Annotated in this window: 12 protein-coding genes, 1 tRNA gene and 1 riboswitch; of the genes, 8 read left to right on the forward strand and 5 right to left on the reverse strand. The window is 36.2% G+C overall.

Annotated elements, in window-relative coordinates; genetic code table 11:
* Positions 1–32: 32 nt before the first annotated feature.
* Positions 33–683, forward strand: a complete 651-nt coding sequence (locus tag ACY0M5_RS16900) for an HAD family hydrolase (protein WP_461629956.1) — start codon at positions 33–35, stop codon at positions 681–683.
* A 30-nt stretch (positions 684–713) separates the two neighbouring features.
* Here the strand turns inward: ACY0M5_RS16900 and ACY0M5_RS16905 are convergent, their stop codons facing one another.
* Positions 714–1649 (reverse strand): cation diffusion facilitator family transporter, encoded by a 936-nt coding sequence (locus tag ACY0M5_RS16905; protein WP_461629957.1) that lies wholly within the window; start codon positions 1647–1649, stop codon positions 714–716.
* A 248-nt stretch (positions 1650–1897) separates the two neighbouring features.
* Positions 1898–2039, forward strand: a riboswitch (molybdenum cofactor riboswitch).
* Between the two features lie 114 nt (positions 2040–2153).
* Here ACY0M5_RS16905 and ACY0M5_RS16910 point away from each other — a divergent pair.
* The 7 genes from ACY0M5_RS16910 (at position 2154) to ACY0M5_RS16940 (ending at position 6901) form a co-directional block, all read left to right on the forward strand.
* Complete coding sequence (locus tag ACY0M5_RS16910; RefSeq protein WP_461629958.1) at positions 2154–2699, forward strand: hypothetical protein; 546 nt, start codon at positions 2154–2156, stop codon at positions 2697–2699.
* A 4-nt stretch (positions 2700–2703) separates the two neighbouring features.
* Positions 2704–3879 carry a molybdopterin molybdotransferase MoeA gene (locus ACY0M5_RS16915; RefSeq protein ID WP_461629959.1) on the forward strand — a complete coding sequence of 392 codons (1176 nt, stop codon included), beginning with the start codon at positions 2704–2706 and terminating at the stop codon, positions 3877–3879.
* Entirely contained in the window at positions 3863–4663 is an 801-nt protein-coding gene (locus ACY0M5_RS16920) for a radical SAM protein (protein ID WP_156194649.1), read from the forward strand. The genes ACY0M5_RS16915 and ACY0M5_RS16920 overlap by 17 nt, the downstream gene beginning before the upstream one ends.
* Before the next feature lie 65 nt (positions 4664–4728).
* Positions 4729–5187 (forward strand): cyclic pyranopterin monophosphate synthase MoaC, encoded by a 459-nt coding sequence (gene moaC / locus ACY0M5_RS16925; protein ID WP_461629960.1) that lies wholly within the window; start codon positions 4729–4731, stop codon positions 5185–5187.
* Positions 5188–5199: 12 nt separating this feature from the next.
* Positions 5200–6141, forward strand: a complete 942-nt coding sequence (locus ACY0M5_RS16930; RefSeq protein ID WP_461629961.1) for a molybdenum cofactor synthesis domain-containing protein — start codon at positions 5200–5202, stop codon at positions 6139–6141.
* A 146-nt stretch (positions 6142–6287) separates the two neighbouring features.
* A tRNA-Ser gene (locus ACY0M5_RS16935) sits at positions 6288–6375 on the forward strand.
* Between the two features lie 253 nt (positions 6376–6628).
* Positions 6629–6901 (forward strand): Arm DNA-binding domain-containing protein, encoded by a 273-nt coding sequence (locus ACY0M5_RS16940; protein ID WP_461629962.1) that lies wholly within the window; start codon positions 6629–6631, stop codon positions 6899–6901.
* Between the two features lie 428 nt (positions 6902–7329).
* Here the strand turns inward: ACY0M5_RS16940 and ACY0M5_RS16945 are convergent, their stop codons facing one another.
* From ACY0M5_RS16945 to ACY0M5_RS16960, 4 genes are read right to left on the reverse strand one after another with little or no spacing between them, the layout of a single operon-like run.
* Positions 7330–8361 (reverse strand): DUF5627 domain-containing protein, encoded by a 1032-nt coding sequence (locus tag ACY0M5_RS16945; protein WP_461629963.1) that lies wholly within the window; start codon positions 8359–8361, stop codon positions 7330–7332.
* 23 nt (positions 8362–8384) lie between these two features.
* Positions 8385–10133, reverse strand: coding sequence for a RagB/SusD family nutrient uptake outer membrane protein (locus ACY0M5_RS16950; RefSeq protein ID WP_461629964.1), 1749 nt, complete (start codon positions 10131–10133; stop codon positions 8385–8387).
* 26 nt (positions 10134–10159) lie between these two features.
* Positions 10160–12967: a SusC/RagA family TonB-linked outer membrane protein gene (locus ACY0M5_RS16955; protein WP_461629965.1), complete on the reverse strand. Its 2808-nt coding sequence runs from the start codon at positions 12965–12967 to the stop codon at positions 10160–10162.
* Between the two features lie 22 nt (positions 12968–12989).
* Positions 12990–14822: a RagB/SusD family nutrient uptake outer membrane protein gene (locus tag ACY0M5_RS16960; RefSeq protein WP_461629966.1), complete on the reverse strand. Its 1833-nt coding sequence runs from the start codon at positions 14820–14822 to the stop codon at positions 12990–12992.
* Positions 14823–14824 lie beyond the last annotated feature (2 nt).

Here is a 14824-nt window from a genome sequence, read left to right on the forward strand (position 1 = left end):
ATTTGTACTTCTTAAACTTAATACAGATTGTAATGATAAAAGGAGTAGTTTTTGACCTTGATGGCACACTGGCCAATTCAATTGAAGACATTGCCGATTCAATGAATATTGTTTTAGCAGAAAAAGGATTTCCAACACATGACTATGATACGTACAAAACATTTGTTGGCCGCGGACTGAAAGCTCTGGTTGAAAATGCCCTGCCCGATTCTGTAAATGATGAATCTATATTAGAAGCATGCTTTAACAGGATGATGATTGTTTATGATGAAAACTGCATTACTAAAACTTGTTTGTATCCAGGTATTACAGAACTTCTTACAGAACTGCAGAAAAGAGATATTAAAATTGGCATATTCTCGAACAAAGCCAATGAGTTAACACAGAAAGTAGTAAATGCTTTACTCGCTGACTGGACACTCGAAATGGTAATTGGTGCAGGTGGTGATATTCCAAGAAAACCAAATCCTAAAGGAGCAATACTTATTAGTACAAAAATGCGCATTGCTCCTGAAGAAATGATGTATGTTGGTGATTCAGGCGTTGATATGCAGACGGCAGAAAACTCGGGAATGTACGCAGCAGGCGTTTTGTGGGGTTTCCGCGACATGGAAGAATTACTTGAAAACGGAGCAAGAATCCTTGTCGAAAACCCAATAGACTTGCTTGATTCATTCAGTTAAAATATTAGACAAAACGGGAAAGAAAATAGACTAATGGATATGTTTTCTTTCCTGGCTTACAACACTTTCATCTTCGCAAAAACCATTTATTTCCGGCTGAAGTGTAACATGATTAATTTCAAATTCGTCATGAAACATGTGCTCCAATTTATGCAGTACCTTACTTACTTCACTCAAATTGATATCTTTTCTAAAACTAATGTGAGCTTCCAGATTAATTTGATTATCATCCAGTTGCCACAGGTGCACATGATGCATATTTTCAATTTCCTCCAGCTCTTTAACTTTCAGAAGAATTTCGTCCAGATTGAGATGAACAGGAGCAAACTGCATAAGAATACGGATACTTTCCTTTACCAAGCCCCAACTTGAATAAACCAGATAGAGCGCGATGAGTATTGAAAGCACACTATCAACCCACGAAATTTCCCAAAGGTACATTGCCAATCCTCCCAATACCACTGCAACCGATGATATCATATCCGATAACAAATGCAAATAAGCCGATCGCATATTAATATTGTCCTTAGCATCCTTCTTTACCAATAACATGCTAAGTAAATTCAATAGAATTGACAAACCTCCCAGAATCATCACCAATCCTGATTCAATTTCCTGAGGTTCTGAAATCCGCTGGACAGCTTCCTTTAAAAGGAAAAATGCGATTACAGCTAAAGATATTGAATTAAACAAAGCGGCTAATATCTCAGCCCTTTTATATCCGAATGTTTGTTTTGCAGTTTGTTTACGACTCGATAATTTACTTGCAAACCAACTTATGATTAAAGCAAGCACATCACTAAAATTATGCATGGCATCAGACAAAAGAGCCAAGCTGCCCGACATAAATCCGCCTATAACCTGAGCAACAGTAATTCCAATATTCAGTAGAATTGCAATTCCCAAATTTCGCCCTTTTAAATCACCATGATCGTGATGCGCATGTCCATGATTCCCTTTTCCCATATTAGCCTCATTTAATAAGCCTATAAATATAGCAATGAATTCTTTTTTTTAATCAAACTAATTATAAATTGCAAAATAAATTCTGTTCCCTTTTCATTTAGAACACAATCGTTTCCATTTTAAATACTACAGACTGCAGGCTTTCTTCAGAAATCCCATTCTTATAGAATAACCAAGCTTTGCGTCAATTTTTTTATCATTACACATACACATTTGTAGATTCATTAATATTTATATCTTTGCCGTTGAAATAAAGTGATCTCCGAGTTTATAATTTCTAAACCTCAACAAAACGGAACGAATTATAAACCGATGGGTAAATTGGGAAACGAATTTGCCTCCCGCTGGGCTTAAACCCTAAAATTGGAAAGGAGTGTTTTTGTGATTTAGTATGATACCGATAGATAAGTAAATGTACTTTGCCTTAGCAATTTACATGCTATTGAAACTAAGAACATAAACCTCCGATTCTGAATTGAATTGGAGGTTTCTTATATTTAAGAAATGGTAAGTAGTAAAAGGAATATATTATTAATTACAGGAACGGGCAGAAACGTTGGTAAAACCCTATTTGCATGTCGATTAATTGAAAAATTGAAATGTGAAAATGAGTTGGTTTGTATTAAAATATCTCCTCACTTTCATGAATTAAGCAAAGAATTAGAAATCATCAGCGAAACTGATAATTTTGTAATTGCAAAAGAAACTAGTAAAACAGGCAGTAAGGATAGCAATCGCTTGTTTCGGGCAGGAAGCAAAAAGGTTTATTACGTGCAGGCTAAAGATGATCATCTGACTGAGATACTCTCCTATTTCGAGAAAATACTTTCGGCAGAAACTCCTGTAATTTGTGAATCGGGAGGCTTAAGAGATTTGATTGAACCGGGTCTGTTTTTAATGATCAACAAAAAAGACAATAAAAATATAAAAACCAGAGCTATTGGTTATGGAAAATTAGCAGATAAATGGATTGAATTTAATGGTGAAAATTTCAATTTTACTGCAGAGAACATTTCTTTTACCAATAATGAATGGAAAATAAAAGACTAACAATATGATTACGTTTCACGAGGCTTTAAAAACTGTAAAAAATGCCACTAAAAAGTTAGATACTGAGACTATCAATCTTGCTGATTGTTTGAATCGGGTTCTTGCAGAAGATGTACTTTCAGACATGTCTATTCCGCCATTTAATAAGTCGGCTATGGATGGATATGCTTGTAAACAATCTGATTTGGCAAACAATCTCGAAGTTTTGGAGATTATTGCAGCCGGGTCTGCTCCAAGCAAAGCTGTCGGAAACAATCAGTGTTCCAAAATTATGACCGGAGCGATGGTGCCGGAAGGTGCCGACACGGTAATCATGATTGAACACACGGAAGAAATTGATGACAATCACATTCGTTTTACGAAAGACAAAACAAAATCGAATATTTGCCTTAAAGGAGAAGATATTTTAGAAAATGATGTCGTACTAAAGAGAGGAACCCGATTAAAGGCTCAGCACATTTCTGTTTTGGCAAGTGTCGGATGCGCAAATCCCCTTGTTTTCAGACAGCCAAAAGTTGCGACAATTGCAACCGGAAGCGAATTGGTTGAACCAGATCAAAAACCAGAGATATCTCAAATTCGCAATGTAAACTCATGGCAATTGCAGGCACAACTGCAAAAAATGGGCATTCGTGGCAATAGTCTCGGAATTGTTGCTGATTCGAAAGAGGCTACTAAAGAAGCAATGGTAAAATGTTTGGAAGAAAATGATGTATTGATTATATCGGGTGGTGTTTCCGTAGGTGACTTCGATTACATTCCTCAAATTCTAAAAGAACTGGGTTTCAACATTTGGTTTCATACGCTTATGGTTAAACCCGGCAAACACACAGTATTTGCAACCTGCAAGGAGAAATATGTCTTAGGTTTACCTGGAAATCCGGTTTCCTCATTTGTACAATTTGAATTGCTCGGGAAACCATTACTTTACCGACTTATGGGACATGATTATAATGCACCTATGGTACGAATGCCAATAGCTTCAGATTACAAGCGAAAGAGAACCGACAGACTTGAATTTTTGCCAGTTCGCTTTAATGCTGACAATCAGGTTGTACCCATTAGCTATCATGGTTCAGCACACATTAATGCTTTTACTTTAGCCAATGGAATTATGGCAGTTCCAAGGGAGGTTGATGAATTTACGGAAGGAGAATTTGTTCATGTTAGACAATTATAACAGAAATATAAATTACCTGCGAATTTCGGTAACAGACCGATGCAATCTTCGATGTACTTACTGTATGCCCGAAGAGGGCATTGATTTAATGGCTCATGATGAAATATTGAGTTTTGAGCAGATTACCGATTTTGTAAAGGAAGCAGTTGCAACCGGGATCAATAAAATCAGACTAACCGGTGGCGAACCTTTGGTTAGAAAAGGAATTGTTGATTTGGTGAAATTACTTTCAGATATTCATGGAATTGAGGAGATTGCCATGACTACCAATGGCATCTTACTTGATCAATTTGCTGATCAATTAGCCAAAGCTGGCTTAAGAAGAGTAAACATTAGTTTGGATACGCTTAATCCTGAAAAATATAAGAAAATAACCCGACTGGGTGATATCAAGGATGTTTTTAGAGGAATAAAAGCAGCTCAAAAAGCTGGATTGCATCCCGTAAAAATAAACTGCGTTCGCATGCTCGATGCAGATTTGGATGATCTGGAAAATTTACGCCAATTTTGCAAGAGTAATAATCTGGAATTAAGATTCATAAAACAGATGGATTTGTCCACTGGAGAATTCTCTGTTGTTGAAGGTGGTGAAGGTGGTAACTGTGTGGAATGCAATCGGATTAGACTTACTGCCAACGGAAAAGTAAAACCCTGTTTGTTTAATGCCAGCGAATTCGACAGTAAAGAATTAGGCAATAAAGAGGCAATCGATAAATCGATCAACCAAAAACCAAAAGCCGGCACAAAAAATAAAAACGGCAGTTTTTATGGTATTGGAGGATAGATCAGTAAACAGAGAACAGTGAGCAGAGAATTAGTTAGCAGTGATCAAAAAACAATATTTCAGTAATGGGAGATTTTAGTCATATCGATAAGGATGGGAAAGCCAATATGGTTGATGTGGGTGATAAAACACCTCAAATAAGAGAAGCCAAAGCTGTTGGTATTATCCATTTAGAGGCTCGCACCATCGAATTAATTCAAGAAAATGCAATGAAAAAAGGCGATGTTTTGACTATCGCTGAAATTGCAGGTATTCAGGCTGCTAAACGCACAAGTGATTTAATTCCTCTCTGTCATACGCTTCAAATTACAAAGGCTGAAGTAAAGTGCAGCATTATTGAAAAGGGCGTTCAGGTAAATACCCGGGTAAAATGCATAGGACAAACAGGAGTGGAAATGGAAGCATTAACCGCTGCCAGCATCGCTCTGCTAACCATTTACGATATGTGTAAAGCTGTTGATAAATCAATGGTGTTAGGCGAAATTGCGCTTGTAGAAAAAACAAAAACCGATTTGAAGCAATAAAACACGATGAGCATGAGCACAAAAGAAGTATCAGTACTCTCTGTAAATATATCTGAGAAAAAAGGAGTGATCAAAAAGCCTGTTGATTCCATAGAATTGCATTCTCTTGGTGTTGTAAATGATGCACATTCGGGAAACTGGCACCGTCAGGTTAGCTTGCTGGCCAAAGAAAGTATCGATAAATTTTCGGTACAAGCCAAACGCAATATCAATTTTGGAGAATTTGCCGAGAATATTACCACTGAAGGACTTTTACTTCATTTGACTGCTCCACTTGATCGTTTCCACATAGGTGACATGATTTTGGAAGTGACTCAGATTGGTAAAAAATGCCATGGAGACAACTGCAGTATTTTTCGCGAAATAGGAAACTGTGTAATGCCAAAAGAAGGTATTTTTTGCAGAGTTTTAAACGGTGGTAATTTAAAAGCAGGTGATGTTCTTTGCTATCATCCAAGAGTAATAAAAACCATGGTAATCACTCTTAGCGACAGAGCCAGCCGAGGTGAATATGCTGATAAAAGCGGTCCGTTACTGGAGAAATTAGCTGAAGAATTCTTCAAATCGAAAAACCGGCTTTATCAAATAGAAAAATTCATTATTCCTGATCAAGAATCTGATCTTACCAATTTACTTGAAAAAGCAAAAGAGGAAGATTTTGATCTTGTATTCACTACAGGTGGAACAGGTATTGGACCAAAAGACATTACTCCTGATGTAGTAAAAAAACACGTCACAAAAGAGATAACCGGAATTATGGAATTGATTCGGGTAAAATATGGAATGGAAAAGCCAAATGCATTGGTTAGTCGTGGCATTGCAGGTGTTATGAATAAAACTCTAATTTATACCATGCCTGGTAGTCCAAAAGCCGTAAATGAATACTGCTCGGAGATTTTTAAGACGATTGAACACTCACTTTACATGATGAATGAGTTGGATATTCATGGCTAATTAAAATTAATTGAATTGAAGATCAAGCTATTTCAAATAAATTACTCTCTGAAGTAAAATAATGTTTGGCTGCAAGTATTTTTTATTCTACATTTGCACCCGTTATCACAAGAGATAGCAGAGCAATTAAAGCTCAAAACTATATTGGAGAGATGGCAGAGTGGTCGAATGCGGTAGTCTTGAAAACTATTGTGCGGCAACGTACCGGGGGTTCGAATCCCTCTCTCTCCGCCATGCAGAAATGCAACAGAAAGAAAAGCCTTGTAAACTTAACGTTTACAAGGCTTTCTTCATTTAGTGCCAACGCAATTAAACACCTCAAACAGCAATAAAAAGGTGTAGAATTCGGTGTAGATTTTAAAGCTTGATTTTGCAACACCGAAAAACAGGTACTAACACTCTGATATTCACTATTTTACCCCACTCAAAAAATCACTCGTTTGCTAGTTTTGACAAATCGTTTTAAAACATTCAAAAACCAGTAAAAATGAGACAAACTACTTCTATTTTATTCTTTGCAAGAAAAACCACCAAACTAAAAAACGGAGAATCTCCCATCTTTGTAAGAATCACTATCGACGGTCAAAGATTAGATATATCTCTTAAGAGAAGTATTGATTCTAAGTTCTGGGATTCTAATAAAAGGAAATGGAAAGGCAACTCTCTTATGACAAAAGAAAACAATCAGATGAATACCTACTTAAAGGAAATAGCCGACCTGTGTGGTATCAATAAGAACTTAAGTACACATTCAGCCTGACATACATTTGCAACAACGGTTACTTTGGGCAATAATCTTAACATTAAGGCTATTTTGAAAATAATGGGACATACCAATACCAGAATGACTAAAAATTATGACAGAGCTAGCGAGAAGCTCATCTCAAACGAGATGAGTAAGATTGAAGGGATGTATCAATATGTATAAAACTCAGTACAAAAATCTTCGAATAATTAAAATCGCTCGAGGATATCAGGAGGCAAAATATGTATGTTCTCTTCCATAGTAATAAACTCAAACGAGTTTATTACTTTTATTTATGATCTTCAAATTTTCTGCTTGATCCAAAAACAACTATCAATTCCATTAAAAATATGCAATAACAAAAGAGACTGTCTTATAATGACAGCCTCTTAAAATTATATTTCAGGTAAGTTAAATACTACTGTTTAACCATTCAGGTCCTTTTACGGAATCAAAGCAGGAGTAAAAGTTTCAAGAACTACATCTCGGTCTCTTACAACAAGAGTATCATTAAATGAATGCGTAGTTGTTCCAAAATCTATACTATAATCTAAATAAACCACATTTCTAGCCTTGTCACCCCATTCATCACCATCATTAACATATTTTCCAGTTCCACTTACGCTGTAACCTGCCGTTGAAGGTTCTGAAACAGTACATTCTCCATCTTTAGTAAAATTCAATCGAATCTCAAATGGAATATTAATATCAGATCCTCCGTTTCTGGTAGAAAGAGACAAAGAAACCTCACCTAAAGTGATCGTATTCATCTTAACAACCTGATCATCTGCAACATAATCTTCATGATAAACATTCGTTGTATTTAATGAATTATCTCCATTATTTGCTACAACGACATCCTTACCTCTCCTTAAATAAGTTGCATCCCAAGAATTAATATACTTAATACAATAAAACATATAATCTTTTGGTACTGTACCCCAATCTGAAGCTATAGCTCTATTGGGGTTTTCAACAGCAGGTTCTCCACGCAGAATTGAGTCTGCATTTTGTACATTCTCTATAAGTAATGGAATAACATATGTATTGGTAATAGCATCAGGATCTGCAAAAAATGCATCTGTTAATTGTACTTCTATGCCTCCTGTTCTAGAGCCTTTAGGTATTACAATTTGCATATCTTCTGCAAGCGAATAATAATCACTTGGCATAGGTAATACTGATTTTCCTGATTCAAACTGAAGATTCTGACATAGTGAATTATCAACAGTTACGTCAAGAATCCTATTAACCGAATTTTCATAAACACCTCCTAATGTGGCTATAATTTTACACTTATGCTCATTATCAAGAGTATTATCATAAATATCCTCACCTAACACAATAGTCCTAACAGGCGTTTGATAAGCAAAATACACTGTCGTATAATCGTAGTCCTCAAATTCCCAATCCTGATTATGACATGAAGTTATCAGTGAAAGAATTATCAGTGAAATAAAAATTAACTTTTTCATTTTCCTTATATTTTTAACATTATTTACCAACCCACATTCTGAGTCATATTCCACTTAATCACTTCTTGATATGGCAGCGGACCATAATTCATATAATCCTGATATTGTCTTTTTTCAATGTTTACCACTTGATATGCTCCATTAGAAGAAATTCTCATACCTCTCGCAGTTTCTGAAAGTGATTCATTCCATCTGCGTAAATCCCAAAAACGATTACCTTCAAAACATAGCTCTAATCTTCTTTCATTACGGATTAACTTCCTCATATCAGCAAGAGAACTAATGGATGCTAAATAATTATCCGGCTGAGAAATACCTGCCCTCTGACGAATAGCAGCAATAACATCTCTGGCTGAATAGCCATGACTTCCTGATCCATCAGGTCCCCATGCCTCATTGGCAGCTTCAGCATAGGCTAAAAACAACTCTGTATAACGAATACGAGAAACATAATGTTTCTTATTTGCTTTATTGGCAGCATCAAGGTTTACATCTTCACGAAGTAATTTACGCAAATAATATCCTGTACGAGTTGATTTAGCGATTGCTCCGATACCATCTTCACCACTATCTTCACTCGTTAAAATAGAACTTGAACCTGGGCCAAATACACTTCCATTATATAAGATATAGTCATTCAAGCGAGGGTCTCTACCTACATACGGGTTGTTCTCATCATATCCACTAGCCCCATCAGCAATTGGTAAACCATTAGCCATAGGAAACGCATCAACAAGATTTTGAGTAGGGTTTATACGTCCACTACCATACAATGAGGGTGGATAATTATCTGGTTCCAAATCACTTTCTTCTGAAACATTTGTTCTCCAAAGAATTTCCTGAGGATTGGTACCAACCACTAAATTATCTGTTGTACTTCCATTCTCTTTTGAATACCAGGTACCTCCTTGTGGATCTATCCCAGCTACACCACCGATAAGATCAAGAACTTGCCCTGCTGCATCAGCGGCATTTTCCCAGGAAGTGGTTTCGTTAAAAGCAGGACTCGCCGCTAATAAGGCAACTTTGGCTCTGATTCCTTTAACAATTCGGGTACTCAAGCGTTGTCTGTTATAGGCGCCAAATACTCTGTTATAGTCAGACACTGATGTTTTACCTTGATATTTTGAAGGCAATTCGCCTTCTTGGATATCTTCAAAATCCAGAGGTAAATAACTTTCGGCTTTTGTTAAATCTTCATAAACCTGAGTTATACACTGCTCAAATGTGCTTCTGGGAATATCATAACTCGATTGTCCATCTAAAGGCTCTGTTAAAATAGGGACACCAAGAAGATTACCTCCAGCATCTTTACCGGCATGTGCCTCTAATAAGTAATACATAAAAAGAGCACGTAAACCGTAGGCCTCGCCTTTAAATCTATCATTAAACATTTCTTTAACATATTCACCTGTAGTTGCCCATTCAACCTGATCAGTTTCAGCTAAAAAAATATTTAAATAGTTAATAGCAGCATAAGAGTTCACCCATCTTGAAGTTGGGTTTTCCATTGCCGACCATCCACCAGTAGCCATGGCAAGATAATTATTATTCGGATCGTTTGACACTGCATCATCAGTTGCAACATCGTTAAACGAATAGCTTCCTGAAGGTAAAAAAACATATGCATTTAATAACAATCCCTCAGCATAAGCTGCGTCTTCATATATGTTTTCGAGCGTTGGATTATTCTCGTCGGCCGGAGACAATAAGTCTTCACAACCTGTGAAAATAAAAAACAAAGCCAATAATATAAATAAATTTGTCTTCATATCTGTTTTCATTTTAATGATATCATTTAAAATACAGCTTTGACACCAAGGTTATAGAAACGAGTTTGCGGAGCTTTTCCGAAATTCAATTCCAAAATATCCTTATTTTTGCTTAACGTTAATAAATTGGAGCCACTCACGTAAATATTTACATCTTTAACAAATGAGCTGCCTAAAACGGATTTTGGCAAAGCATAAGTTAACTGCACTTTAGCTAAATCAAAACGATCTGTACTATACGTCCAAAAGTCAGACGTTCTAAAATTATTAGCTCCACTTAAGGTAGATAAACGTGGATAAGTTGCCGTGTTTTTAGTTTCTTCAGTCCAGCCATCAACCACAACGTTTGAATATTTCTTATCGCCGTAAACCCAGAAATAATCATTATCCTTAACCGCTATACCTCCCAAAGAACCAGTCCCCAACACAAATAATGTAAAGTTTTTAAACTCGGCAGTTACATTTAAACCAAAATTAAATGGACTTCCCCAAGTTCCTAGTTTAATTTGATCCCGATTATCGATAACATTGTCTCCATTCTGATCAACATATTTGATATCACCGCCTCTTAGCTCACCACCAAAAGTTTGCTTTATTGCAGTATTTGCAGCTTCTTCATCGCTCATAAAAAAACCATCACTTTGTAAACCAAAAATAGCATCTGTAGGTTTTCCTATTTTGCTGCGATAATCTTCTATACCAAATTCTTCTTCAGTTTTCAACACTTTAGTTTTAACATAAGTACCCGCAGCACCAATAGTCAAAGCAACTTCACCAAACTGTTTTCTGTAGTTAATTTCAAAATCAAACCCTTTATAATTATTTACACCATAATTAATAAATGGCACAAAAGAACCTGAAGGATAATAAGTTCGAAAATAACTTGGATATTGGCTATATGCTTGTTGAGGTAAACCATCTTTTTTGATAAAAAAAGCATTGGCCTTGAATGCCAACATTTTATTTAACATTAAGGCTTCCACCCCGAAACTTAATTCTTTTCTTTTAACATATCCAAGATCAAGATTTTCACCATGCGTAGGCGTAAAACCCTGATTTTTATATTTATCATCTCTCCAGGAAAAATAAGATGATCTTGAATAGATACCTTGATACATATAATACTCTTCGAAATTTAAATCCGTATTAACCTCTCCTGCAGTTGCACTTAATTTTAAACGATCGAAAATTCCACCTTTTAAAAAATCCTCATCACTAATAACCCATCCTAAACCAATAGTAGGTGAGAAAGCAGTACGCTTATCTTTTGGCAATTTTGTGGAGTTTACTAATGATCCGCTAAAATCAACGTAATACTTATGGTCTAAATTATAGGATAATTGCAATCCTACATTAGCATTAGTATACGATTGGAATTCACCAAACTCACGTTTACGAGCTCCGGCAGCTAATAACACAACATCCAAATTATGCTTATCATTAAAAGTCTTTGTGTAATCAAAATGAATAAAGGATTCCATAACGTTATGATTCCATTGCTCGGACAAGTTTTGATTACCACTTCTAGTATCTTTACCATGCTTCGTTAAGCCAACTATAGAATCACCTTCTGTAAAATGTTGCCATTCAGCTTCGTAAACAGCATATCCATTATCAACAGATTGTTTATACTTATTTATATAGTCAATACTTACCTGTCCATGGAATGAAAGACCATCAATCACATTACGCAAGTCAATATCAACACCGCTGGTATATTGAAATCTACGATCAATATAATTTTTATAACCAGTCAGGTACTCATCACCGAATGCTGTTGTCCCAAATTCGGAATTCCCTCCAGCCAGATAATTTCCATCAATCAAATACGAACTATTTTCCTCTAAAAGACTTAAAGCATCTTTAGCTGAAGACATGATCGAATTTATCGGAATAAGCGGCGAAAATTTATTCGGTTTTGCCGAAGCTGCCTTTTCCCAATAGTTACCGTTGCCAGACTTATCTGAATTATAAACAGTTGAAATATTCACGTATGTCTTGATATAATCGTTCAATTTCAAATCAATATTACCACGCACACTTAAACGAGAGTTCAGCGCATTTTGACTTTCTCCAAAATTCAACAAAGAATTATTGCTTTCATAAGCTCCAAAAAGATAAAATTGTGCAATATCATTTCCTCCTGAAAAATCTCCATTTACACTATATGTGTTATACATCTTTTTTAAATAATCAGATGAATAATAGTCCACATCAGGATAACGATCCGTATTAGTATGACCAGTGTAGTTCGCAATTTCTTCATCGCTATACAAAGCCGCTAATTTATCATTTTCACGCGCTTGGTTATAAAAAGTCATGTATTCGCCTGAATTTAAATATTCAGGATATGCTTTGGGCATATTAAGCCCTGCATTAACACGAACATTCATCTGCTTATCACCAGCTTTCCCGCGTTTGGTTGTTATCAGCACAACACCATTGGCCGCACGTGAACCATACAATACGATGGCATTAGCACCTTTTAAAAAAGAAATTTGCTCAATTTCTGTTGCAGTTATATCACGTATTTCACGTTGAACTCCATCAATTAACACTAAATAGGCACCTAAATTCCAAAGATTAGCACCTCCAACAAAAGCTGCAGTTCCATCCAAAGGATAAGTACCATAATGTTTATCTAAGTATTCTGAAGGATTTAATACCGAGACACCATTAGGCATATCCTTTTCCTTAACAGAATTAAAAGTCCCATGTACTAAAGAATCATCATCGGATGCCACTACTTTTGCGGTATCTATTTGGGCATTTACGCCAAACAGAAAGCCGAAGAACAATCCGAATAAAATCATTCCTATTCTTATATGTTTCATCATTTTTTCCATTTATTTATTATTACCATCCTGGATTTTGCCCGAAAGACGGGTAAAGAGTTACATCAGAAACTTTCAATGGCAACCAATAATGTTTTTGTTCAAACACTCTGGTTAATACTACGCGTTCACGATAGTTAACAGGTTTACCGTCTGCTCCACGGTCAAATTCAACTGCTGTTTTTTCTTTATATTGCTGTTTCTCAGCCAACAACCAACGTCTCAAGTCTTGAAAGCGGAAATCTCCTTCAAATCCAAGTTCCATAGCTCGTTCACGAATAATTTCGTCCATAAACTTGCCCTTATTACCTGAATACCGAGCATCAATAATACCAGCACCAGCCCGTTCGCGTATTTTATTAAATGCACCTTCAGCAGTTAAGGTATAATTATTTGCACTGCTGCTAGCAGAACCGTATCCTTGCAATACAGCTTCAGCATACATCAAATAAACATCTGCTAAACGCATATATGAAAGATGCATGTAGTTTCCATTAAAACCATCAATTTCATTAATTCTCATTGGAGTTACTTTACTAAGCAAGTATCCAGATCTACCTGACTTGTTAATTTGACGACTCGCCCCACCAGTAAAAAGCTGTGCATATCTAAATTGTTCTTTGTCTGCAGGAGCTGAACCACTAATTACTTGATCTCCATCAATGATAATATCATGATAGAAACGAGGGTCTCGATTTGCCCACGGATCATTTGCATCGTATCCCGAATTAGGATCATCAATAGGTAAACCATTTGCCATACCATAATTTTCTACAAATCTGGCATTTGGACAAACTGCACCACCACCTATATTTGCTTCTGTCCATAACGCACTTGGTCCCCAAGCGCAACCTTTAAACCACTCGCCATTTACTAAGCATTGAAAAATAGCCTCCCTGGTATCACCAATACCTCCTGGAATAGTAGAACGTCCGTCAGTATAAAACAAAGCACTATAATCACTAAAATTCAGCAGAGCTATATTCGTTTGACCCGCATCAACAATTTTAAGTAACTCACCAAACACATCAGCTGCTTTTTTACAGTATTCTACGTTAAAGGTTTTCGATCCTGTTGACTCATAATTCATTAATGGACTCCCGGCATATAAATAGTTTTTCCCTGCATATGCAAGTGCCATAATTTTAGTAATTCGTTGTTGGTTATTACCTTCTGTATCTTTACCTACAACAGTACCATCCCAATCAGTCGGTAATAATTCTGCGGCTCTCTCAAAATCTACGGCAGCCTTATCAGCACATTCCTGATAGCTTAGGCGAGGCAACTCTAATTTTTCAACTGACCCTAATGCTCTATCAAGATATGGCAATCCTCCCCAAAAACTCATGAGTTTAAAATGAAACCAAGCACGGAAAAACAATAATTGACCTTCAATTAAATCTCTTTCCTCTTGAGTAGCATCTACCATATTGTCCAGATTTTCAAGACCCAGATTTGCTTTTCGAATGGCATACCATGCATTTGGCCATAACCCTTGTTCTCTTTGGCCTTTTCCAGTTACTACTTTACCTTTATCCAAGTAGGAAATCCAATTAGTATTGGTCCAAGCCCAATAATCTCCTTTATCAAAAGCAGTATTTAACCAAACTGCACTTTCTCTCTCAATTACCTCATCACCTAAGTTCCAGTCACATGACCAGTTTGCAGTAGTAATATCAGGAACAGCACAATATAATTCTTCAACAAAACCTTGAAAATTATAGAAATTAACAAAAGCATCTGTTTTAGATATTTCAGACTCAGGTGCTTTATCTAAATAATCCTCGCAAGAGGCCAGCCCAATAATCATTAAAAAGACCCAACCCTTCAATAATAAATTTATATATCTTTTCATCA

This window comes from Labilibaculum euxinicum (genome assembly GCF_963678175.1).
Classification (GTDB): Bacteria; Bacteroidota; Bacteroidia; order Bacteroidales; family Marinifilaceae; genus Labilibaculum; species Labilibaculum euxinus.

Coding starts and splice junctions, on each gene's coding strand:
- ACY0M5_RS16900 (WP_461629956.1), top strand. CDS start 33: ATGATAAAAGGAGTAGTTTTTGACCTTGATGGCACACTGGCCAATTCA.
- ACY0M5_RS16905 (WP_461629957.1), bottom strand. CDS start 1,649: ATGGGAAAAGGGAATCATGGACATGCGCATCACGATCATGGTGATTTA.
- ACY0M5_RS16910 (WP_461629958.1), top strand. CDS start 2,154: ATGGTAAGTAGTAAAAGGAATATATTATTAATTACAGGAACGGGCAGA.
- ACY0M5_RS16915 (WP_461629959.1), top strand. CDS start 2,704: ATGATTACGTTTCACGAGGCTTTAAAAACTGTAAAAAATGCCACTAAA.
- ACY0M5_RS16920 (WP_156194649.1), top strand. CDS start 3,863: ATGTTAGACAATTATAACAGAAATATAAATTACCTGCGAATTTCGGTA.
- moaC (WP_461629960.1), top strand. CDS start 4,729: ATGGGAGATTTTAGTCATATCGATAAGGATGGGAAAGCCAATATGGTT.
- ACY0M5_RS16930 (WP_461629961.1), top strand. CDS start 5,200: ATGAGCACAAAAGAAGTATCAGTACTCTCTGTAAATATATCTGAGAAA.
- ACY0M5_RS16940 (WP_461629962.1), top strand. CDS start 6,629: ATGAGACAAACTACTTCTATTTTATTCTTTGCAAGAAAAACCACCAAA.
- ACY0M5_RS16945 (WP_461629963.1), bottom strand. CDS start 8,361: ATGAAAAAGTTAATTTTTATTTCACTGATAATTCTTTCACTGATAACT.
- ACY0M5_RS16950 (WP_461629964.1), bottom strand. CDS start 10,133: ATGAAGACAAATTTATTTATATTATTGGCTTTGTTTTTTATTTTCACA.
- ACY0M5_RS16955 (WP_461629965.1), bottom strand. CDS start 12,967: ATGAAACATATAAGAATAGGAATGATTTTATTCGGATTGTTCTTCGGC.
- ACY0M5_RS16960 (WP_461629966.1), bottom strand. CDS start 14,822: ATGAAAAGATATATAAATTTATTATTGAAGGGTTGGGTCTTTTTAATG.